This window comes from Streptococcus sp. 27098_8_103 (assembly GCF_041432345.1).
Lineage (GTDB): Bacteria > Bacillota > Bacilli > Lactobacillales > Streptococcaceae > Streptococcus > Streptococcus mitis_BV.
Genome location: NZ_JAPVZK010000018.1, coordinates 1 through 22,457, shown reverse-complemented (window position 1 = coordinate 22,457; position 22,457 = coordinate 1). Strand labels below are relative to the sequence as shown.

General features: G+C 38.8%; 23 protein-coding genes, 1 pseudogene and 1 riboswitch. Of the genes and pseudogenes, 20 read left to right on the top strand and 4 right to left on the bottom strand.

The window, feature by feature from the left end:
* A complete protein-coding gene (gene trkA, locus O3599_RS06630; RefSeq protein ID WP_084861970.1) occupies positions 1-1,350 on the bottom strand; it encodes a Trk system potassium transporter TrkA in 1,350 nt (449 codons plus the stop codon).
* Positions 1,351-1,538: 188 nt separating this feature from the next.
* On the opposite strand from trkA, the gene O3599_RS06625 reads away from it, so the two are divergent.
* From O3599_RS06625 to pheT, 12 genes are all read left to right on the top strand, one after another.
* On the top strand, positions 1,539-2,387 hold the full coding sequence (locus tag O3599_RS06625) for an S-adenosyl-l-methionine hydroxide adenosyltransferase family protein (RefSeq protein ID WP_049542540.1): 849 nt from the start codon (positions 1,539-1,541) through the stop codon (positions 2,385-2,387).
* A gap of 15 nt (positions 2,388-2,402) precedes the next feature.
* Positions 2,403-2,948 carry an ECF-type riboflavin transporter substrate-binding protein gene (locus O3599_RS06620; RefSeq protein WP_033689391.1) on the top strand — a complete coding sequence of 182 codons (546 nt, stop codon included), beginning with the start codon at positions 2,403-2,405 and terminating at the stop codon, positions 2,946-2,948.
* Between the two features lie 168 nt (positions 2,949-3,116).
* Entirely contained in the window at positions 3,117-4,799 is a 1,683-nt protein-coding gene (locus tag O3599_RS06615) for an ABC transporter ATP-binding protein (protein WP_247939591.1), read from the top strand.
* Positions 4,784-5,614, top strand: coding sequence for an energy-coupling factor transporter transmembrane protein EcfT (locus O3599_RS06610; RefSeq protein ID WP_247939592.1), 831 nt, complete (start codon positions 4,784-4,786; stop codon positions 5,612-5,614). Before O3599_RS06615 ends, O3599_RS06610 begins: the two co-directional genes overlap by 16 nt.
* Positions 5,615-5,806: 192 nt before the next feature.
* On the top strand, positions 5,807-6,310 hold the full coding sequence (locus O3599_RS06605) for a tRNA (cytidine(34)-2'-O)-methyltransferase (protein WP_247939593.1): 504 nt from the start codon (positions 5,807-5,809) through the stop codon (positions 6,308-6,310).
* A 53-nt stretch (positions 6,311-6,363) separates the two neighbouring features.
* A riboswitch (FMN riboswitch) is annotated at positions 6,364-6,582 on the top strand.
* Positions 6,583-6,746: 164 nt separating this feature from the next.
* Positions 6,747-7,310 carry an ECF transporter S component gene (locus O3599_RS06600; protein WP_247939594.1) on the top strand — a complete coding sequence of 188 codons (564 nt, stop codon included), beginning with the start codon at positions 6,747-6,749 and terminating at the stop codon, positions 7,308-7,310.
* Positions 7,300-7,950: a phosphatase PAP2 family protein gene (locus tag O3599_RS06595; protein WP_247939595.1), complete on the top strand. Its 651-nt coding sequence runs from the start codon at positions 7,300-7,302 to the stop codon at positions 7,948-7,950. The genes O3599_RS06600 and O3599_RS06595 overlap by 11 nt, the downstream gene beginning before the upstream one ends.
* Before the next feature lie 27 nt (positions 7,951-7,977).
* Entirely contained in the window at positions 7,978-8,397 is a 420-nt protein-coding gene (locus O3599_RS06590; RefSeq protein ID WP_000867300.1) for a chromosome partitioning protein ParB, read from the top strand.
* A gap of 4 nt (positions 8,398-8,401) precedes the next feature.
* Positions 8,402-8,851 (top strand): GNAT family N-acetyltransferase, encoded by a 450-nt coding sequence (locus O3599_RS06585; protein WP_025171450.1) that lies wholly within the window; start codon positions 8,402-8,404, stop codon positions 8,849-8,851.
* Positions 8,852-9,121: 270 nt separating this feature from the next.
* Positions 9,122-10,168: a phenylalanine--tRNA ligase subunit alpha gene (pheS, locus tag O3599_RS06580; RefSeq protein WP_031236936.1), complete on the top strand. Its 1,047-nt coding sequence runs from the start codon at positions 9,122-9,124 to the stop codon at positions 10,166-10,168.
* Positions 10,168-10,677, top strand: a complete 510-nt coding sequence (locus O3599_RS06575; protein WP_023946684.1) for an N-acetyltransferase — start codon at positions 10,168-10,170, stop codon at positions 10,675-10,677. Before pheS ends, O3599_RS06575 begins: the two co-directional genes overlap by 1 nt.
* A gap of 76 nt (positions 10,678-10,753) precedes the next feature.
* Positions 10,754-13,159 (top strand): phenylalanine--tRNA ligase subunit beta, encoded by a 2,406-nt coding sequence (gene pheT / locus O3599_RS06570; RefSeq protein ID WP_247939596.1) that lies wholly within the window; start codon positions 10,754-10,756, stop codon positions 13,157-13,159.
* Here pheT and O3599_RS06565 read toward each other — a convergent pair.
* Positions 13,156-13,278: a hypothetical protein gene (locus O3599_RS06565; RefSeq protein ID WP_261035765.1), complete on the bottom strand. Its 123-nt coding sequence runs from the start codon at positions 13,276-13,278 to the stop codon at positions 13,156-13,158. The genes pheT and O3599_RS06565 overlap by 4 nt on opposite strands.
* A 116-nt stretch (positions 13,279-13,394) precedes the next feature.
* On the opposite strand from O3599_RS06565, the gene O3599_RS06560 reads away from it, so the two are divergent.
* The 8 genes from O3599_RS06560 to O3599_RS06525 all read left to right on the top strand — a co-directional run bounded on the left by O3599_RS06560 (position 13,395) and on the right by O3599_RS06525 (position 19,419).
* Complete coding sequence (locus tag O3599_RS06560) at positions 13,395-14,288, top strand: ABC transporter ATP-binding protein (RefSeq protein WP_247939597.1); 894 nt, start codon at positions 13,395-13,397, stop codon at positions 14,286-14,288.
* Complete coding sequence (locus O3599_RS06555) at positions 14,285-15,484, top strand: ABC transporter permease (protein WP_247939598.1); 1,200 nt, start codon at positions 14,285-14,287, stop codon at positions 15,482-15,484. Before O3599_RS06560 ends, O3599_RS06555 begins: the two co-directional genes overlap by 4 nt.
* A gap of 215 nt (positions 15,485-15,699) precedes the next feature.
* On the top strand, positions 15,700-16,146 hold the full coding sequence (gene rplM, locus O3599_RS06550) for a 50S ribosomal protein L13 (protein ID WP_001044624.1): 447 nt from the start codon (positions 15,700-15,702) through the stop codon (positions 16,144-16,146).
* 18 nt (positions 16,147-16,164) lie between these two features.
* Positions 16,165-16,557 (top strand): 30S ribosomal protein S9, encoded by a 393-nt coding sequence (gene rpsI / locus O3599_RS06545; RefSeq protein WP_000075964.1) that lies wholly within the window; start codon positions 16,165-16,167, stop codon positions 16,555-16,557.
* A gap of 163 nt (positions 16,558-16,720) precedes the next feature.
* On the top strand, positions 16,721-17,479 hold the full coding sequence (locus tag O3599_RS06540) for a DUF6414 family protein (RefSeq protein WP_224218681.1): 759 nt from the start codon (positions 16,721-16,723) through the stop codon (positions 17,477-17,479).
* Positions 17,479-18,333, top strand: coding sequence for an AAA family ATPase (locus O3599_RS06535; RefSeq protein WP_247939894.1), 855 nt, complete (start codon positions 17,479-17,481; stop codon positions 18,331-18,333). The genes O3599_RS06540 and O3599_RS06535 overlap by 1 nt, the downstream gene beginning before the upstream one ends.
* 5 nt (positions 18,334-18,338) lie before the next feature.
* On the top strand, positions 18,339-18,602 hold the full coding sequence (locus tag O3599_RS06530; RefSeq protein WP_247939895.1) for a hypothetical protein: 264 nt from the start codon (positions 18,339-18,341) through the stop codon (positions 18,600-18,602).
* A 52-nt stretch (positions 18,603-18,654) separates the two neighbouring features.
* Positions 18,655-19,419, top strand: a complete 765-nt coding sequence (locus O3599_RS06525) for a hypothetical protein (RefSeq protein WP_224218679.1) — start codon at positions 18,655-18,657, stop codon at positions 19,417-19,419.
* 769 nt (positions 19,420-20,188) lie between these two features.
* On the opposite strand, the pseudogene O3599_RS06520 reads toward O3599_RS06525, so the two are convergent.
* Positions 20,189-20,581 (bottom strand): annotated as a pseudogene (locus tag O3599_RS06520) (site-specific integrase); the annotation flags it as partial.
* Between the two features lie 341 nt (positions 20,582-20,922).
* Positions 20,923-22,131: an ATP-binding protein gene (locus O3599_RS06515; RefSeq protein WP_247939896.1), complete on the bottom strand. Its 1,209-nt coding sequence runs from the start codon at positions 22,129-22,131 to the stop codon at positions 20,923-20,925.
* Positions 22,132-22,457 lie beyond the last annotated feature (326 nt).

The following is a 22,457-nucleotide window of genomic DNA, read 5'->3' as shown; positions in this document are numbered from 1 at the left end:
TTACCTCGCGATCAAGTCATAAATCTTGGTGATGTTTGGCAACAAGGTTGTTACTAGGAGCTTGTCTCCAACTTCCAACATATCCTCCCCAGTAGGGAAAATAGTCTTGCCTTTTCGAATGATAGCTGCAATAAGAACCCCTTTTTTCAGTTTGAGTTGAGAAAGAGGTTTGGCAGTCATCTTATTAGCTTCCTTGATATGAAATTGCAGGGTTTCGATTTGGCCATTGGCTAGATGGTGCATGGCTTGAAGGTCTGAATACTGGGCATTAACACGACCACGAATAAAGTGCATGATTGTATCTACAGCGATGCTTTTAGGTGTGATGATACTTGAAAAATCAGGCGCATTGATAATCTCGAGGAGACTGGTACGATTGACCTTGGTGATATTTTTTTGTACACCTACCCTGTCAAGGAACATAGAGGTAATCAGATTTTCCTCATCGACTCCTGTTAGAGTCGCAACGGCATCATAGTTTTGAGCACTTTCTTCCAGCAGGATATCTTTTGCGGTACCATCTCCTTGAACGATATAGAGATTTGGGAATTTCTCGCTAAAGAAGCTGGCGATTTCAGGATTGATTTCAATAACCTTGGTATCGATACGACTGTCTTGGAGGATACCTAGTAGATAATAGGCAATTCTACCAGCTCCAACAATAAGAAGACTCTTCACGGCACGAGACTTGAAATAATTATGGAAGAGCATCATGTCAACACGGTTACCAGTGACAAAGATTCTATCTTTATCCTGTACAGTCATGTCGCCACTTGGAATGATAATTTGATGATCCCTCTCTATCGCACAGACAATGACATTGCCGAATTTTTTCCGAAAATCAGAAATGGGCATTTGGCAAAGACCACTGGAGGATTTAACAGTGAATTCCATCAAGCTGACCCGTCCACCAAAGAAACGTTCGACAGAGAGGGCGTTGGGGAAGTCAATGATATTCGCGATAGCACGGGCCGCCAAGAGCTCAGGATTAACGATCAGAGAAAAACCGAGAATATTCTTTTCCTTGAAATAAGAGTTAGAATATTCAGGGTTCCGCACCCGAACGATGGTCTCTTTAGCTCCCATTTTTTTGGCTAGAACGGCTGCAATCATGTTCACTTCATCGTATTCAGTCAGGGCGATAAAGATATCACAATCCTGGACACTGGCTTGCTCAAGGATGGTAAAATCGGCCCCGTTACCAAGGATACCCATGATATCAAAGCGATTAACAATATGATTGAGGACAGCTTCGTCTTGCTCAATCAGTAAAACATCATGCTTTTCTGCAACCAAGGAGCGACAGAGGGCAAAACCAACTTTTCCCCCTCCGACAAGGATAATTTTCATATTAAAACCTACTTTTTCATGATGTAACTATCATACCTTTTTTCAAGAAAAAATGCACCTACTAGCTAATCACCAGAGCTTTTAGTAGGAAATTTGCTATAAGGTAAAACTATACCCTAACCAATTGAAATAGCTATTAGCGACTTTCTCTGAAATATGGTATGATAAAGGGTGTATAAGGAGATAAAATGAATAATAATTTACTGGTATTACAATCAGACTTTGGTCTGGTAGATGGTGCGGTATCGGCTATGATTGGAGTGGCTTTAGAAGAATCTCCAACCTTAAAAATTCATCACTTGACGCACGATATTACGCCTTATAATATTTTTGAGGGGAGTTATCGTCTCTTTCAGACGGTGGATTACTGGCCTGAGGGAACGACTTTTGTATCGGTTGTCGATCCAGGTGTCGGCTCGAAACGTAAGAGTGTAGTTGCCAAGACTGCAAAAAATCAATACATTGTCACGCCAGATAATGGGACGCTTTCTTTTATCAAGAAACACGTTGGCATTGTAGCTATTCGTGAGATTTCTGAAGTGGCCAATAGACGTCAAAATACAGAGCATTCTTATACCTTCCACGGTCGTGATGTCTATGCCTATACTGGTGCTAAACTGGCCAGTGGTCACATTTCTTTTGAGGAAGTGGGACCAGAGCTCAGTGTGGATCAGATTGTGGAGCTTCCAGTCGTAGAGACCATCATTGAAGACCATTTGGTGAAGGGAGCTATTGATATTCTGGATGTGCGTTTCGGCTCGCTTTGGACCTCTATCACACGAGAAGAGTTTTACAAGCTGGGACCAGCATTCGGTGACCGTTTTGAGGTGACTATCTATCATGCAGATATGCTGGTCTATCAAAATCAGGTTGTTTATGGCAAATCATTTGCAGATGTGAGAATTGGGCAACCCATCCTTTACATCAACTCTCTCTATCGTTTAGGTCTGGCTATCAACCAAGGTTCCTTTGCCAAGGCCTATAATGTGGGTGTCGGTTCATCTTGGACCATTGAAATAAAGAAAATAGAATCATAAAATAGGAGAATATAGATGAAAAATCAATCAATTAAACAAGTTGTTGCTATCGGTGTTGGAGCTGCGCTCTTTGTTGTCATCGGGATGATCAGTATTCCAACGCCTGTTCCAAATACAAGCATCCAGCTTCAGTATGCGGTACAGAGCCTCTTGTCTATTATTTTTGGCCCTCTAGTGGGACTACTTGTTGGTTTAATTGGGCATGCAGTGAAGGACTCTCTTGCTGGCTACGGTCTATGGTGGACTTGGATTATTGCTAGTGGTCTCTTTGGTCTAGCTGTAGGTCTCTTTAGAAAATACATTCGAGTAACACAGGGTGTTTTTGAGTTGAAGGATATTGTCTTCTTTAACCTCATTCAGATTGTTGCAAATGCTCTTGTTTGGGGTGTCTTGGCACCACTTGGAGATGTTGTGATTTATCAAGAAGCGGCAGAAAAAGTATTTGCCCAAGGGATTGTTGCGGGAATTGCAAATGCTGTAACTGTAGCTATCGCAGGTACCCTTCTCTTGCTAGCGTATTCACGTACGCAGACTCGTTCAGGAAGTTTGAAAAAGGATTAACATAAAGGAAAAGGCTGGGAAACCAGTCTTTTTCGATGTTTATAGACTAGTCGGGTAAGCAATTTAGGCTAGGAATCTTGTTGGCGCTAAGTTTTTAATAGAAGAGTCTGCAAGAAGGGTTCGATTTATGATAAAATAGAAGTCTAAGAAGCGAATGAAGAGAGTAAGATGAAAGAAGCTATAATTGAGTGGAAGGATTTCTCTTTCCAGTATGAAACGCAACAAGAACCAACCTTGCAAGGGGTGGATTTGACTATTTATAAGGGAGAGAAAGTCTTAATTGTTGGGCCATCTGGCTCAGGCAAGTCTACCTTGGGTCAGTGTTTGAATGGAATTATTCCCAATATTTACAAGGGTCAGATGTCTGGAGAATTTTTGATCAAGGGGCAAGCGGCCTTTGATATGAGTATCTATGATAAATCTCATCTGGTTAGCACGGTTTTGCAGGATACAGATGGGCAGTTTATCGGCTTATCTGTGGCAGAGGACTTGGCTTTTGCTCTAGAAAATGATGTAACAAGTCTAGAAGAGATGAAAAGCCGTGTTCATAAATGGGCTGAAAAGCTGGACCTTCTCCCTTTATTGGCTCAGCGGCCTCAGGATTTGTCAGGTGGACAAAAGCAGCGAGTCAGTCTGGCTGGTGTCTTGATTGATGAGAGTCCGATTCTTTTGTTTGATGAGCCACTCGCCAATCTGGATCCCAAGTCAGGTCAGGATATTATCGAATTGATTGACCAGATTCATAAGGAAGAGGGAACGACGACACTTATTATTGAGCATCGTTTGGAGGATGTTCTGCATCGACCTGTGGATCGGATTGTCTTGATAAACGATGGTCGTATTCTCTTTAATGGGAGCCCTGACCAGCTACTGGCGACTGATTTATTGACCCAAAATGGAATCCGAGAACCCCTTTATCTAACCACTCTCCGTCAATTGGGTGTGGATTTGGCCAAGGAAGAACAATTAGCAAATCTGGATAACATGTCTATCTCAAAAGGTCAGGTTCAGCTGCAGACTGAACTGACAAAAGAGATTCCAGAATTACAGTCACTCTTTAGACTAGAGGATGTGTCTTTTTCTTATGATGATAGACCGATTTTAAAATCCATCTATCTGGATATTAAAAAGGGCGAAAAGATTGCCATTGTCGGGAAAAATGGAGCAGGGAAATCAACCCTAGCCAAGACCTTAAGTAGCTTTATTCAGACGGAAGGTCGCTATCTTTGGGAAGGGCAGGATATCAAAGGAGATTCTGTTGCAGAGCGGGCGGAACGAGTAGGCTATGTGCTGCAAAATCCTAATCAAATGATTTCAACCAATATGATTTTTGATGAGGTGGCTCTGGGACTTTGTTTGCGAGGTGTGGACGAGCAGGAAATTGAAACGAGAGTCTATGAAACCTTGAAAATCTGTGGTCTCTATGAATTCCGTAATTGGCCTATTTCTGCCCTGTCATTTGGTCAGAAAAAACGTGTCACCATTGCTTCAATTTTGGTCTTAGGGGCTGAAATTATCCTCTTAGATGAACCGACTGCAGGTCAAGACCAGAAGAACTATACTGAAATTATGGAATTTCTTGAAGAACTGCATCAAAAAGGTCATACCATTGTCATGATTACCCATGATATGCAATTGATGCTGGATTATTCGGATAGGGCTCTTGTCATGGTGGATGGGGAATTGATTGCCGATACTGATCCAGCTAGTCTTTTGAGCAGTCCTGAGCTGTTAGTAAAAGCCAATCTAAAAGAAACTTCTATCTTCAACTTGGCTAAGAAACTCGACGTGGATCCACTTGCTTTAACGGCATTTTACAAAGAAAGGAGAGAAGGATGCAAGCAAAATTAATTGGTTACCAGCACAGAGATACTGTGATTCATCGCTTGTCAGGAGCTGGAAAACTTCTCTTTTTCATCCTCGTGTCATTGGCGGCCATGATTAGCTATGATACCAGACTGCTTGTTCTGATTGCCATCTTTTCGGTCTTTCTCCTCTATTTGTCAGAAATCCGTTTTAAAGATGTTTCCTTTGTAGCCGTTTTTGCGACGGCATTTGCCGTTTTAAACGTTTTGATGGTCTATCTCTTTTCTCCCGAGTATGGGGTTGGACTTTATGGAGAGAGAAGTGTGATTTGGCAGGGAATCGGTGCTTACACTCTGACCAGTCAAGAACTCTTTTATCTGCTAAATTTGGCTATTAAGTACCTTTGCACCATTCCTCTGGCTATTATCTTTTTGATGACAACCCACCCTAGTCAGTTTGCTTCCAGTTTAAATCAAATTGGTGTGCCCTATAAGATTGCCTATTCTGTCAGCCTGACCTTGCGCTATATTCCAGATTTGCAGGAAGAATTCTTTACAATCAAGATGTCTCAGGAAGCGCGTGGGATGGAATTATCCAAGAAAGCTTCTCTTATGCAACGAATCAAAGGCAATCTGCGCATTATCACTCCCTTGATTTTTAGCTCGCTAGAACGCATTGATACCATTGCGACCGCCATGGAACTTCGCCGCTTTGGGAAAGAGAAAAAACGCACTTGGTATAGTTATCAGGCCTTGAAAAAAGGAGATTATATTACCTTGCTCTTGGCAGCTGTATTTTTAGTAGCTAGTTTACTACTTATCTTGCAGAATCACGGACGATTTTACAACCCTTGGAAATAGCTTGAAAAAATTGAAAAAATCAAGTCGTTTCTATTGACAATGATTCTGAAAGTGTTATACTAAGAAAGTAGTTTCGCTGATTTACTTCAAACCTGTTGTGAGGTAAGTTAACGATGCCTTAACCACGCTGTTTGCTGAGCTTGACTCCGGGCAGTGTGGCTATTTTTTTGCAATGGTAAAAGGAAGCAAGTCATGACAAATCATATTGTATTATTTGAACCTCAAATTCCACAAAATACAGGCAATATCGCGCGTACTTGCGCTGCGACCAATTCTCCCCTCCACATCATCAAGCCAATGGGCTTTCCTATTGACGACCGCAAGATGAAGCGAGCTGGATTGGATTATTGGGATAAACTAGAGATTTATTTTTACGATAGTTTAGAAGATTTCATGTCTCTGATGAAGGGCAAACTCTATCTGATCTCAAAATTTGCTGAGAACGTGTATTCTGAGGTAGATTTATCGACTGACGAAGACCATTATTTTCTCTTTGGACGCGAAGACAAGGGCTTGCCTGAGGACTTTATGCGCGAACATCCTGAAAAGGCTCTCCGTATTCCCATGAATGATGAACATGTCCGCAGTCTCAATGTGTCTAATACCGTCTGCATGATTGTCTATGAGGCTCTTCGCCAGCAGAATTTTGCAGGTCTTGAGCTTGTTCATACCTATGAAGTGGATAAATTGAAATAAAAAATGAAAATGAACAAAATGCTTGCGCTTGCAAGCGTTTTTTGTTATGATAAAAGAGTCTTCAGGGCAGGGTGTGATTCCCGACCGGCGGTAAATTTGACTAGCTATTTTAGCTTTCTCGTTGTTGTCTTGTCTCGATATACTTTAAGTATTATCTTCGACTGCGACGCCTAGATAAATCTAAAATATCTTAGCCAAATAAGTCCGCGAGCGCAAGCTGATGTGGTGAGATTCCACAACCGACAGTATAGTCTGGATGGGAGAAGACGAAAGAATAGCTTTGTCTGTTCTGATAGATTTATAGCTAAACTGTAACCGCTTGCTTTTGTTTTCTTTAATAGAGTGAGAGGGAACTTTTGGGATATAAAAAGTGAGAATAGATAGAGGAATCCTTTCTAACTTCTTCTGATTTTATAGAAAATTGGAGGAACCTGTTATGACAAACACACGTCGACTTTCGACCATTGCAATTCTATCAGCCATCTCATTTGTGCTGATGTACTTTGACTTTCCGCTTTTGCCAGCGGCGTCCTTCCTCAAGATCGAATTTAGTATCTTGCCAGTCCTTGTGGGCTTGGTGGTCATGGATTTGCCTGCTGCTCTAGGAATTCTCTTGCTTCGCTCACTCTTGAAATTGCTTCTTAATAGTCAAGGAGTGAATACTTACATTGGTTTGCCGATGAATATCGTAGCTTTGGGAGTTTTTGTCATCGTCTTTGCTTTGATTTGGAAAAAGGAACGGACAACCCTTCGTTTCCTACTAGGCTCTCTAGCTGGGACTATTGGTTTAACCGTGGCTATGTTAGTTCTCAACTATGTTTACGCTGTTCCTTTGTACGCTAAGTTTGCTAACTTTGATATTGGAAAAATTTTGGGACTTTCCAACTACCTAATGACTATGGTATTACCTTTTAATTTGATTGAAGGTGCAATCTTTTCCGTTTCATTCTGGTTGTTGTACGTTCTCTTGAAACCAACCTTAAAACACTATGAAAGATAAACAAACATTTTTAATGAAGGGCAGTTTTGCCCTTTTACTTTTCGTTATTCTTGGCTATATGGTCAAATTTTACCCTGAAATGTTGGTCAATTTTGACCAATCGATTCAGACTGCCATTCGAGGAGATTTGCCAGATTATTTAACTATTCTTTTCCGATCCATTACACGCCTGATTGATATCCCAGTGATTATCACTTGGGTTGTCATTGTAGCCTTTATCTTTTATCGTAAGCGGTGGAAGATAGAAAGTTTCTTCATGCTGGGAAATCTGGCTTTGGCAGGTCTTTTAATTGTGACCTTTAAAAACATCTATCAGCGCCCTCGACCAGCTATTTTACACTTGGTTGAGGAGAAGGGATTTTCCTTTCCAAGTGGCCATTCTCTGGCTGTAACCTTGATGGTCGGTTCTCTGATTATCATTCTCAGTCAACGGATGAAAAATCCAGTCTGGAGAAAAATCGTACAAATCGTCCTTGGTCTCTACCTAGTCAGTGTGCTGGTATCAAGGGTCTATCTGGGAGTTCACTATCCATCAGATGTCCTTGCCAGTCTCTGTGTGGGCTTGGGAGTCCTGTTTATCGAGTTTCCCTTCTATGATAAACTTCGCTTCCAATGGCGATTTAAAGGCAAGCAGAAGTGAGTATCAAATTCCTTTGAGGAGAAAGAAATGAAAGTCAATATAGCAGATCTTCATCCGACTCAACTATACTTATCAGAAAAGAAGTTGCAAGATATTCAGATGCTTTACCAGTCGGCAGAAACAATCCAAGTCGATCCAATCAGTATTCTTGCCTTTGGAAATTGCTTGTTGATTACAGATGGACATCACAGGGCTTATCAGGCTTTATTGGCAGGTCGGGATACGATTTCTGCTGAGTGGGATAGAGATGGTGGTGATGAACTATATCATCTCTATGCGCAAGCTTGTGAGGAAAGAATGATTTACTCTGTTCTGGATTTAAAAAATCATATCTTAGCTCAAGATGAGTATGAAGCAAAATGGTATAACTGGTGTGATGGTTTTAATCAAGCAGCAACTATTTTGTGGAAAAGGAAAGCAGATGAAACGGATTTTACAAATAGATAATGCACTGCGTCTTGTTCCTTATTATAAGGTCAATCATTGTGAAGAAGCTTTTGCTTGGTATCAGGATGTGAACTTAGTTCACCTCGTAGATGGTGTGAAGAAACCTTATAGTCAAGAAACTTTGGAAGCTATGTATTCCCATTTGGATCAGCATGGTGAACTTTTTTGGATTGAAGTCAAGGAGAAGGGAGAATGGTTTCCAATTGGGGATGTTACACTATCTCAGGATAATCTCCCCATTGTGATTGGGAATTCCGCTTACCAACATCGAGGACTTGGAAAAAAGATTCTAAGTGCTTTGATTGAATTGGCTCGAGTAAAAGGATGGAAAGAATTGAGAGTCAAGGAAATCTACACCTACAATCATGCTTCTAGGAGGTGTTTCAAGTCGCTTGGATTTGTGGAAAATGGAGCAACAGAAAAAGGAATGAGTTTTGTATTGAAATTAATCTAATCTAACTTGTTTTTTAACTCAAAATCTGATAAACTATGTAGTAATTGAATAGAAATCTGCAAGACTAGTAACTCAAGGGAAGTATATCAGGGAGGAGAGCCGTGACTGCAAGCTCTCTATATGAAAGCTGGGTGAATTCACTTGCGCATGGATCTAGAAATGAAGGTCTGACTTGTCAGATGAAAACGGATGGTACCGCGTGTCAACGCTCCGAGTGGAGTTTTTGGCATGTGGTTTTCTTTTTATCTACGAGAGACTGATGGAGGAATTATGTCAACTATTGAAGAACAATTAAAAGCGCTTCGCGAAGAAACGCTGGCTAGCTTGAAGCAGATTACTGCTGAAAACGAAAAAGAGATGCAAGACTTGCGTGTCTCTGTCCTTGGGAAAAAGGGTTCGCTTACGGAGATTCTTAAAGGAATGAAAGATGTTTCTGCTGAGATGCGTCCAATCATTGGGAAACACGTCAATGAAGCGCGCGATGTCTTGACAGCTGCCTTTGAAGAAATAGCTAAGCTCTTGGAAGAAAAGAAAGTCGCGGCTCAGCTGGCTAGCGAGAGTATCGATGTGACGCTTCCAGGTCGTCCAGTTGCGACTGGTCACCGTCATGTCCTCACACAAACCAGTGAGGAAATCGAAGATATTTTCATTGGGATGGGTTACCAAGTCGTGGATGGTTTTGAAGTGGAGCAAGACTACTATAATTTTGAGCGTATGAACCTTCCAAAAGACCACCCAGCTCGTGATATGCAGGATACTTTCTATATCACTGAAGAAATCTTGCTCCGTACCCACACGTCTCCAGTGCAGGCGCGTGCTATGGATGCCCATGATTTCTCTAAAGGTCCTTTAAAAATGATCTCACCAGGGCGTGTGTTCCGTCGTGACACAGACGATGCGACCCACAGTCACCAGTTCCACCAAATTGAAGGCTTGGTTGTTGGGAAAAACATCTCTATGGCAGACCTTCAAGGAACCCTTCAGTTGATTGTCCAAAAAATGTTCGGTGAAGAGCGTCAGATCCGTCTGCGTCCATCTTACTTCCCATTCACAGAGCCATCTGTTGAGGTGGATGTTTCTTGCTTCAAGTGTGGTGGAGAAGGCTGTAACGTATGTAAGAAAACAGGTTGGATCGAAATTATGGGTGCCGGTATGGTTCACCCACGTGTCCTTGAAATGAGTGGTATCGATGCGACTGTTTACTCTGGATTTGCCTTTGGTCTTGGACAAGAGCGTGTAGCTATGCTCCGTTACGGAATCAACGATATCCGTGGATTCTACCAAGGAGATGTCCGCTTCTCAGAACAGTTTAAATAATGATTAGAAAAGTAGAAATGGCAGATGTTGAGGTGTTGGCTAAAATTGCCAAACAAACCTTTCGTGAAACATTTGCTCATGATAATACAGAAGAGCAGTTACAGGAATACTTTGAAGAGGCTTATAGTCTGAGAGTTTTGTCAACTGAGTTGGAAAATCCAGAATCCGAAACCTATTTCATTATGCATGAAGAGGAGAGAGCTGGTTTTCTCAAAGTCAACTGGGGAAGTGCTCAGACTGAGAGAGAATTAGAGGATGCTTTTGAAATTCAACGCCTCTATGTGCTACAAAAATTCCAAGGATTTGGACTAGGTAAGCAACTGTTTGAATTCGCTCTTGAACTTGCTACCAAAAATAGTTTTTCTTGGGCTTGGCTAGGTGTTTGGGAGCATAATACAAAAGCTCAAGCATTTTATAATCGATATGGTTTTGAAAAATTTAGCCAACATCATTTTATGGTTGGTCAAAAAGTAGATACAGATTGGTTACTGAAAAAGAAATTAAGGTAAGAAGATGATTCTTCTATTGAAATGATAGGAAAGGAAAAGAACTAGAGTGGCAACTGTCATTCTGGAGAACTAAATTATGCTTGTATCTTATAAATGGTTAAAAGAATTGGTGGACATTGATGTGCCATCACAAGAGTTGGCTGAAAAAATGTCAACTACAGGGATCGAGGTAGAAGGTGTGGAATCACCTGCTGCTGGTCTCTCAAAAATTGTCGTCGGTGAGGTCTTGTCTTGCGAAGATGTGCCAGAAACTCACCTCCATGTTTGTCAGGTTAACGTTGGCGAAGAAGAAGCCCGTCAAATCGTCTGTGGTGCCCCAAATGTGCGTGCTGGTATCAAGGTTATGGTGGCTCTTCCAGGAGCTCGCATCGCTGACAACTACAAAATCAAAAAAGGAAAAATCCGTGGTTTAGAGTCACTTGGAATGATCTGTTCGCTTGGCGAATTGGGAATTTCTGACTCCGTTGTGCCTAAGGAATTCGCAGATGGTATCCAAATCTTGCCAGAAAATGCCGTTCCTGGGGATGAAGTCTTCTCTTACCTAGACTTGGATGATGAAATCATCGAACTTTCAATCACACCAAATCGTGCGGATGCCCTTTCTATGCGTGGAGTGGCTCACGAAGTGGCAGCCATCTATGACAAGGCAGTCAACTTTAAAGAATTTACTCTAACAGAAACTAATGAAGCTGCGGCAGATGCCCTTTCTGTCAGCATTGAGACAGACAAAGCGCCTTACTATGCCGCTCGTATCTTGGATAATGTGACTATCGCACCAAGTCCACAATGGTTGCAAAACCTTCTCATGAACGAAGGAATCCGTCCAATCAATAACGTAGTGGACGTGACCAACTACATCCTTCTCTACTTTGGTCAACCAATGCACGCCTTTGACTTGGATACCTTTGAAGGGAGTGACATCCGTGTGCGTGAAGCGCACGCTGGTGAAAAATTGGTGACCTTGGATGGCGAAGAACGTGACTTGGACGTGAATGACTTAGTTATCACTGTCGCAGACAAGCCAGTAGCCCTTGCAGGTGTCATGGGCGGTCAAGCAACAGAAATCTCTGATAAATCTAGTCGTGTCGTCCTTGAAGCTGCAGTCTTCAACGGAAAATCTATCCGCAAGACCAGTGGTCGCCTCAACCTTCGTTCTGAGTCATCTTCTCGCTTTGAAAAAGGGATTAATGTGGCAACTGTTAACGAAGCCCTTGATGCGGCGGCTAGCATGATTGCAGAACTTGCAGGTGCGACGGTGCGTAAAGGTATCGTTTCAGCGGGTGAGCTTGATACCTCTGATGTGGAAGTTTCTTCAACTCTTGCTGATGTTAACCGTGTCCTCGGAACTGATCTTTCTTATGCTGATGTAGAAGACGTCTTCCGTCGTCTTGGATTTGGTCTTTCTGGCAATGCAGATAGCTTTACAGTCAGTGTCCCACGCCGTCGCTGGGATATCACCATCGAGGCAGACCTCTTTGAAGAAATCGCTCGTATCTATGGATATGACCGCTTGCCAACCAGCCTTCCAAAAGACGATGGGACAGCTGGTGAATTGACTGCGACACAAAAACTTCGCCGTCAAGTTCGTACCATTGCTGAAGGAGCAGGTTTGACAGAAATCATCACCTACGCTCTGACAACTCCTGAAAAAGCAGTTGAGTTTACGGCTCAACCAAGCAACCTTACGGAACTCATGTGGCCAATGACTGTGGACCGTTCTGTCCTCCGTCAAAATATGATCTCAGGTATCCTTGATACTGTTGCCTACAACGTGGCTCGTAAGAACAAAAACTTGGCCCTTTACGAGATCGGAAAAGTCTTTGAACAAACAGGCAATCCAAAAGAAGAACTTCCAAATGAAATTAATAGCTTTGCCTTTGCCTTGACAGGCTTGGTTGCTGAAAAAGATTTCCAAACAGCAGCAGTTCCAGTTGATTTCTTCTATGCTAAGGGCATCCTTGAAGCCCTCTTTGCTCGTTTGGGACTCCAAGTAACTTATACAGCAACATCTGAAATCGCTAGCCTTCATCCAGGTCGTACAGCAGTCATTTCACTCGGTGACCAAGTTCTTGGTTTCCTTGGTCAAGTACACCCAGTCACTGCTAAGGCCTACGATATTCCAGAAACGTATGTGGCTGAGCTCAACCTTTCAGCCATCGAAGCTGCCCTTCGACCAGCTGCTCCATTTGTGGAAATCACCAAATTCCCAGCAGTCAGCCGTGACGTTGCCCTCCTCCTCAAGGCAGAAGTGACTCATCAAGAAGTTGTGGACGCTATCCAAGCTGCCGGCGTGAAACGTTTGACAGATATCAAACTCTTTGACGTCTTCTCAGGCGAAAAATTGGGACTAGGTATGAAGTCAATGGCTTATAGCTTGACCTTCCAAAATCCAGAAGACAGCTTAACGGACGAAGAAGTCGCACGCTATATGGAAAAAATCCAAGCATCACTCGAAGAAAAAGTCAATGCAGAAGTACGTTAACTCATCAATCCATCCTTCGGGGTGGATTTTTGCTTTTCAAATAACAATTCAGGATCAAAAATAGACAGTTGAGGAACAGAGAAGATAAATTGGAGTTTACCAGTGTATAATGTACTCATAACTCAAAGTACCCTAAGATTTTTTACTAAAATGAGGATGATAAAAATGGACAGAAATCATTGTAAAGGCTATCAAAAAGGAGTATAATGAGTGCAAGACATTTCGGAGGTGAAAGATGCTAGAAGTAAGAAGTCTAGAGAAAAGTTTTGGACCCAAGCAAGTTTTGTTTGGCATTGACTTTCAAGCGCGACCAGGTCGTATTTTAGGATTAGTCGGAAAAAATGGTGCTGGGAAAACAACGATTTTCCACAGTATTTTGAAGTTTTTAGAATACCAAGGAGAAATCAGTCTAGATGGTCAGGATATTTGTCAAGAGACCTATGCTCGGATTGGCTATTTGCCTGAAGAACGCAGTCTCATGCCTAAATTGACAGTCCTTGAACAAGTTCGCTACTTGGCGACTCTAAAAGGTATGGATGCTAAGGAAATCAAGGAAAAACTCCCTCAATGGATGAAGAAGTTGGAAGTGAAAGGGAAGCTGACTGATAAAATCAAGAGTCTGTCAAAAGGAAATCAGCAGAAGATTCAGCTCATTATTACTCTGATTCATGAGCCAGACTTGATTATTTTGGATGAGCCTTTCAGTGGATTGGATCCAGTCAATACTGAATTGCTCAAGCAAGTCATTTTTCAGGAAAAAGAGCGCGGAGCAACCATTATCTTTTCTGACCATGTCATGACTAATGTTGAGGAACTTTGTGACGATATTCTCATGATTCGAGATGGCCGTGTGGTCTTACATGGACCAGTTCAGGATGTCCGCAATCAATACGGGAAAACGCGTCTCTTTGTTTCAAGTGAACGAAGCAAGGAAGAATTAGAAAACCTTCCTCATGTCAAACAGGTGAGCTTGACCAAACAAGGCAGTTGGAACTTGATCTTGGAGGATGAGAGCGCTGGAAGGGAACTCTTCCCAATCTTGACTCAGGGGCAATATATCGCAACCTTTGACCAGCAAGCGCCGACAATCGATGAAATCTTTAAACTAGAATCAGGGGTGGAAGTATGAGAAATATGTGGGTTGTAATGAAGGAAACCTATCTTCGACACATCAAGTCGTGGAGTTTCTTCTTTATGGTGATTTCACCATTCTTGTTTATCGGTCTATCTGGGGGAATTGGCTATCTCCAAGGCTCTTCAATGGCTAAAAATGATAAAGTGGCAGTAGTGACAACAGTGCCGTCTGTAGCAGAAGGACTGAAGAATGTAAATGGTGTTAACTTTGACTATAAAGACGAAGCAAGTGCCAAAGAAGCGATTAAAGATGAAAAATTAAAAGGTTATCTGACCATTGACCAAGAGGATAGTGTCTTGAAGGCAGTTTATCACGGTGAAACTTCCCTTGAGAGTGCTATTAAGCTAGGAGTAACGAGCAAGTTAAATGAGCTTCAAGGTCAACTCAATCGTTCGGCAGCTAATTTGTCGCAAGAACAGGAAAAACGCTTGGAACAAACAGTTAACTTCACGGAGAAAATTGATGAATCCAAGGAAAATAAAAAAATGATTCAAACAATTGCGGCTACAGCGGTTGGAGCCTTTCTCTATATGATTTTAATTACTTATGCGAGCGTTACGGCTCAGGAAGTGGCTAGCGAGAAGGGGACTAAAATCATGGAGGTGGTCTTCTCTAGCATTCGAGCCAGCCATTATTTCTATGCTCGTATGCTTGCCTTGTTGCTTGTGATTTTGACTCATATCGGCATCTATGTCGTGGGTGGTCTCGCTGCCATTTTGCTCTTTAAAGATTTGCCATTATTAGCTCAGTTGGGTATTCTGGACCATTTGGGAGATGCTTTCTCTCTAAATACCTTGCTCTTTATTTTAGTCAGTCTCTTTATGTATGTAGTTTTAGCAGCCTTTCTAGGTTCTATGGTTTCTCGTCCTGAGGATGCAGGAAAAGCCTTGTCACCTTTGATGATTATAATTGTGGTAGGCTTTGTGGGAGTTACTGCTTTAGGTTCTGCAGGGGATAATTTGATCTTGAAAATCGGTTCTTATATTCCCTTTATTTCGACTTTCTTCATGCCATTTAGAGCTATTAATGGTTATGCAAATGGGTTAGAAGCTTGGATTTCACTTGCTATTACGATTGCTTTTGCAGTAACGGCAACAGTCTTTATCGGACGTATGTATGCTAGCCTCGTTCTGCAAACAGATGATTTAGGTCCTTGGAAAACCTTTAAACGTGCCTTATCTTATAAATAGAAGAGCCTCGCGAAAGCGAGGTTTTTTAGAGATAAAAAGAGTGGAATTCAGAAAAATATTTTTCATATCTATTGACTTTTAGAGGTGAAATTTGGTATTATAGTAGGCGGTATTGTTTACCCCATTTGAAAGGCCCCGGAACCTTCCAAATACTTTTCGATGGGAAGGAACACCCATCACCGTAAACAAAAATCGAACTATATATAGGAGAAATCATGAACAAAACAACATTTATGGCTAAACCAGGCCAAGTTGAACGTAAATGGTACGTAGTTGACGCAACTGATGTACCACTTGGACGTCTTTCTGCAGTAGTTGCTAGCGTACTTCGCGGAAAAAACAAACCAACATTTACACCACACACTGATACAGGTGACTTTGTGATTGTTATCAATGCTGAAAAAGTTAAATTGACTGGTAAAAAAGCAACTGATAAAATCTACTACACTCACTCAAACCACCCAGGTGGATTGAAACAAATCTCTGCAGGTGAACTTCGTTCTAAAAATGCAGTACGTTTGATCGAGAAATCAGTTAAAGGTATGCTTCCACACAATACTCTTGGACGCGCTCAAGGTATGAAGTTGAAAGTATTTGTTGGAGCTGAGCACACTCACGCTGCACAACAACCAGAAGTTCTTGATATTTCAGGACTTATCTAAGGAAAGGAACAATAAAGTATGTCACAAGCACAATATGCAGGTACTGGACGTCGTAAAAACGCTGTTGCACGCGTTCGCCTTGTTCCAGGAACTGGTAAAATCACTGTTAACAAAAAAGATGTTGAAGAGTACATCCCACACGCTGACCTTCGTCTTGTAATCAACCAACCATTCGCAGTTACTTCAACTGCAGGTTCATACGACGTTTTCGTTAACGTTGTAGGTGGTGGATACGCTGGTCAATCAGGAGCTATCCGTCACGGTATCGCTCGTGCCCTTCTTCAAGTAGACCCAGACTTCCGCGATTCATTGAAACGCGCAGGACTTCTTACACGTGATTCACGTAAAGTTGAACGTAAGAAACCAGGTCTTAAGAAAGCTCGTAAAGCATCACAATTTAGTAAACGTTAATTCGAAAGAATTACTATACTTACAGAGAGCACCTTTCGGGGTGTTCTTTTTTCGATTTGCTTACTAAATTGAGGGATATATAGTAGTATTTTTAGTAATACTTGATATTTTGGTATAATATGATTATTAAATAGTCTGAATATATAGTAACAAGGAGGAAGTAATGGCTGATTTTTTTGCTGGGAAAATTGTTTATCTTGATGAGCAAGCTGTTTTTGATTTTTTAGAATTACATCAAAATGGGATACAATCTGATATCATAAGACGTGTGTCCGAAAATATGGTTGAGGTAGATACCGAGGGAAAGGTTGGTATGAGTTTCTTTACTCGATTTAAAATAGGACTCTCTGGAAATGCTTCATATCAACGAAGCGGTGTAGTAGAATCACAGATTACCTCTACATTGCTAAGTAACTTTAAAAAGTTTGCGACCGATAAAAAAGGTTCTTCAAAAGTGGAACGTTTAGATAATGTTAAACTTTTTATTGAAAAAGACTCCCCCGCTTTTTACCGTAACATCACTCCTGTTCTCGATATGATTAGTGATATTACTAAAATGAATAGTATTACAGATGATGATAAAAATAATTTTAAAGGTATTGAAATAAAGAATATTGAACGAACTTTGGACCGACTTTCTGGATATTATGAAATTAAGGGAATTAGTTCCGAGAGTAATGAAAGTGTTTTCAGATTCAATATATCGGGTCTACGTAATAATTATACGTTGAGTGACTTAACTAAGATGGATGTCAAACTTTATGGAATTAAGGTTGGAGAAGTAGATTCAATTGATTTAAGTTTTAATACAATGATAGATAGATTATCAAACCAGAGACAGTCACAACTAGGAGCTGACTTTGATGAAGAACAAAATAATGAGAAAATACCGATATATGATGTTCTAGTGGCAGGTGTGTAATGGTAAGATTTAATATTTTTTTTGAGCCAGTTCAAAAGTTTAATGAAAGAGTCGTAAAATTAGATAACTATGTTTCATTTAATGAGGTTATTATAAATTGGACTAAAGATTCTACTATTATTGATATAATAAAACCTCTAATAGATAAAAAGAATTGTATTTTTAGAATGGATACCTACTCGCTTTCTGGGAGCCTAGTTTTTGAAAATATTGATTTATTAATCAAAATTTTTAATGATTCAGGAACTGAAGAAATATATCTTCATAATCCCCCTAAAAAATTCTTTAATTCATTAAAGCAACAAGTTAAATCAGAATTTTTAAATATTGAACAAAGTACTTTTGCAAAAATTAGTGAGGAGCAACTTAAAAGGATTTCTGAAGATTTAAATGAAAAAATAGTTGGTCAAGAAAAAGCTAAGAAAAGTTTATTAAGGAAATTGGTTACTCAGTTGGTGCGTACGAATGCGAAACCACTAGTATTAATGTTTTATGGTGAACCAGGAATAGGAAAAACTGAAACAGTAAAACAACTATCATTTACACTGTATGGAAATAACAATATTATTAGAGAACAAATGTCGATGGTTGGTGGTGAATCAAGTGTAAAATATTTTAAATCAGCAAACCATAGCGAGGACTCATTTTCTAAAACATTACTAAACAGAGAATCTAATGTTATTTTGCTTGATGAGTTCGCTTTAGCTCCTGCATTTTTTCATAGCACCTTCTTTCAAATGTTTGATGAAGGCATTTATGAAGATCAAAATTATAAAGTAGATTTAAGTAACTCAATTATTATTTGCACTTCTAATTTTAAAAGTCGTTTAGAAATGGAAAAAATATTGATATAGCATTATTGAGTCGATTTGATGGTTTTGTTAAATTTTCTCCACTATCTATTGATGAGAAAAAGAAAATTTTAAAATTGACGTATTCAAAAATTATTAGCTCTGAATATATAGATGAAAGGTATCAGGAATATCTAGATGAGGACAAGATATTAGCTTGTATTGAATCGCATCTAAACACCCTCCCTAATGTTAGAGCGATAAGGAAGTACGTTGAAGATGTTGTTGCGGATGAATTATTGGAGGTCATAATAAATGGTAAATCAAACTGATTAGGATAATAACTTTAGAGAACGATAAAGATTATGGAGTGGAGAATTTAAAATGAAAAAATTGAAAAAACTAACTTTTTATAAAACGATTTGGTTTTGGTTAACCATATGTTTATTGGTTTATATATTAAGACAATCTAAAGTGACAGTTGTTAAAATGTTTATTGATATCGTTTCTTATGTTTATCAGCAAGTCATAAGTGAACCGATTGCATTTTTGGCATTTCTTATCAGTATTATTACTGTATATATAGAAAGAATTAATGTTTTAAAAACAGATAGAAGAGCTAAATTATCCATCTCCTATAAAAAAGAGGCAATGTCAGAAGTAAAAGCTGTATTCAACGGTGAGGAAAAGGAGATTGAGGTACCTAAGCTAAGAATATATGAAAATTCAGGAACCATAAAGTCTACTTACATATTCACACCTTATATTAAAAATAATGATGTAAAAAATGATACAATAGATGATAACTATTTTTCATTTAATGCAGTTCATATCCATCTTAATGAAAATAGTAATTTTTTCAATCCAGCCAGGCTACATTATAATAATTGTATTGCTCCCAGTTCGTTCATTTCGAATAATCCAAATGAAAATCAATCTCATTTTATTTTTTGTTTATTCGAAGGTGTAGATGGTTCTTATAAATTATTATTGCTTGTTTATTTAAAAAATGAAAATGGAAACTATGATCTTCAAGTTATTGATAGGGTAGACGCATTAAATAAAGGAGCGGTGTATTTGCAACATTACTATAATCAGTTTAAAAAGTGTGAAAAATATCTTTCTGAAAATAATATCATCATCTCTTGAGTTAAATAAATAGACCTTTACAGTGAATATTAATCAAAAATGCCTCACTAATTAAGTGAAGCATTTTTGATTATATAGAAGATACTGCATAGTCTATTTTTAGCCTTATTGAAATGATTTCAGGTCATTTTAGTTTAATTTTGGGAATCAAGAAAGGTTTTAAATCAATATTTCTGACGTTAACAAGTCTAAAAAAGTCTTGGAACAAGTTTTGCATGTTCATCATAATATTTTATAGATTCCTTTCATACCAAGGGTTTAGCCCCTGTTTCTTAAATTTTACTGCCCACTTCTGCCCAGAAATGAGTAGTGTAAAAATCTTAACTATTATACCATGTTTAGTTTGAATGACAAAGTGAGGTAGTGTAAAATAAGTTGTGTAAACACTAAAAGGAATAAATTCGTTATAGTAGAGTTGCGAAACATTACTAGAAAAAGATTTATTCCTATGACTCAGTTTTCGCATAACTACTTAACTTCCTAGTCCAAAAGCAAGATATTGATAATAACAGAAGGAGAAACTTTCTCTTTTTTAGTTCAACTTATTCAATTTTTTTATTAAATATTGTAATAGAAGGTCAAAAGATGTTGGTATCATGCTACACTAAAATAAATTAAAACAAAACTTTGTCAAACCAGGCTTGAAAAAAGCTCGTAAAGCATCACAATTCTCAAAACGTTAAGAACCAGCTATAATGCAGCATTTACAACACTTCATGGTTCACACCATGGGGTGTTTTTTTGATGATTTTTAGTAAAATTCACACCATTACTTTTTAAGATTACGATGAGCAATCTCTCCAACAGCCATTGGAAGGACATTCGAAGTATTGACATAAGTCTTTGTTGTAATCGTGTCACTATGTGTTAGAGACTCAGAAATACCTTCAATAGATGTTCCAGCCTGTTTTGCTAACGTTACCCCTGTATGTCTTAATTTATAAGGGAATGCATGTTTAAGTTCTGGATGACGACGTTTGACAGATTTCATTTTATTATTAAGATAGTCAGAGTGTAGAGGGCTATTAACGTTACCCTTCATATCGATATAAGTAAAGACATATTGTTAATCGGATTGGATAATTCCAAACTTTGATAGTTCAGCCTTTTGATGTTTTTCATAAGAAGTAAGAAGCTGAAGTAAGTCATTGGAAATAGAGAAAATAGGCTAGCACAAACCCTATTTCAGTAGAAAATGAAGGAAATATTTCCATAATAAAACGCATAATATCAAGTTTCTTCAACACCTGATATTATGCGCGTTTAGGATTTTAAAGCCTGATTATTCAGTCTTTTTTTCTTTATAGTTCCGTTTAATTCCTAGCTTCATTAATTCTATAGAGGTTCATCGTCTTGAGTAATAATATTGTTTTCAGAAGTTATAGATTCCATTTTATTCTTCAAGTGTCAGTGTTCTCAATTCCTTATATCTTGCTAGGACTTAGGGAGAATCATTGATAACAGACTGTTACAAATCTAGTTAGCTGAATGATTTATATTTATCTATTTTTCTAGTAACCAATCTATGATATTTTTCTTCTCAATACCATTGTAATTGGCTGTTGGCTGAATCGTATCCATTGTTAATAGATATTTAGGGAATTGATCTTTAATGGCTTCTAGTGGTCTAAGTTCTCTTTCTAGTGTTTCTGGAGCAAGTGTTGTTTCACTGACCTGATAATAAGCGTAGTGACCAAGATCAGTTACAACAACAAAATCAACCTCATACTTATCTAAGTTACCAACATATACTTGTGAATATCTACGTCTCAATTCCAAATATACCATATTTTCCAAGATATGCCCAATGTCTTCTTTGTGGTCTGGTAATAAGAGATGTCGTAAACCTAAATCAACGGGATAATATTTTTCTAAGTGTCGCAATAATGCTCGACCTTTTACATCAAAACGTGGAACGGAATAAAAAAGTAAACTATCTGTCAAAGTTGTCAAATAATTTTCCAAAGTATTATGGGAGATTGAAACATTTTGGCTAACTAGGGTATTGCGAATCTTATTTGTTGATATTAAGCTACCTGTACTACTGAGAAGGGTTCGGACAATGCGTTCAATAATAGTAGGATTTGGATTTCCCAATCTAGTGACAATATCATTTAACAGTATGGAGTTATATATTCCTCTTAGATAATCAATTTTTTCAGCGTAAGATGATGTTTGCAATAAGTAAGGGAAAGCACTAAAGAGATATTTGTTAAAAATTTCTGTTGTATTCAGATTCTCTGTGAGAGATTGACCTGATAGGTATTCTTCAAATGACAATGGAAGAACTTCTATCTCAACATACCGACCGGTCAAGTTTGTAGCTAATTGGCTACTCATAAAGTAGGCGTTGGATCCAGTCAAATAGAGGTCAACATTTGGTAGGATAAATAGACTATCTGCTACCAGTTCAAATTTTTCAACATGTTGAATTTCATCTAAAAAGATATAGTATGTTTTCTCGCTAACTAATTGATCTTTTATATAAGCGAATAATGTTTGAAAATGTCGCAGTTCATAATAACTCAGATCTTCAAAATTGATGGATATGATTTGATCCTCGTCTACCCCAGTTGCTAGTAACTCCTCTTTATAGAGTTGAAAAAGCACAGATTTACCAGCTCGTCTAACTCCGCTCACAACTTTGATGATTTGGCGATCACGATGTCTTCTTAAAAAGTCTAAATAATGTGGTCTTTTGATATAGTTCATAATAGATACCTCAAAGATAGTATAATACAAATAGAAATTATTTTCAAATATTTAGAAATAATATTTAATTTGTTCGATTATTTCTAAATATTTGAAAATAATATTTTTGTGCAATCAAAAAATAGTCCATTTTGGTATGGCATGATAGTAAATCTTGTGAGGTTTTGTAGCAAGTATTCAAATAAAAAGCGCATACTATCAGGAATAAAAAACTTGATAGTATACGTTTTATCCTAGAAATATTTACTGGGTTTTCTTTTCAAACTGACTTTTTAAGAAGTTGTCTTATCAATAATTTTAAAGAAATTTTTGAAGCTATGTTGGAC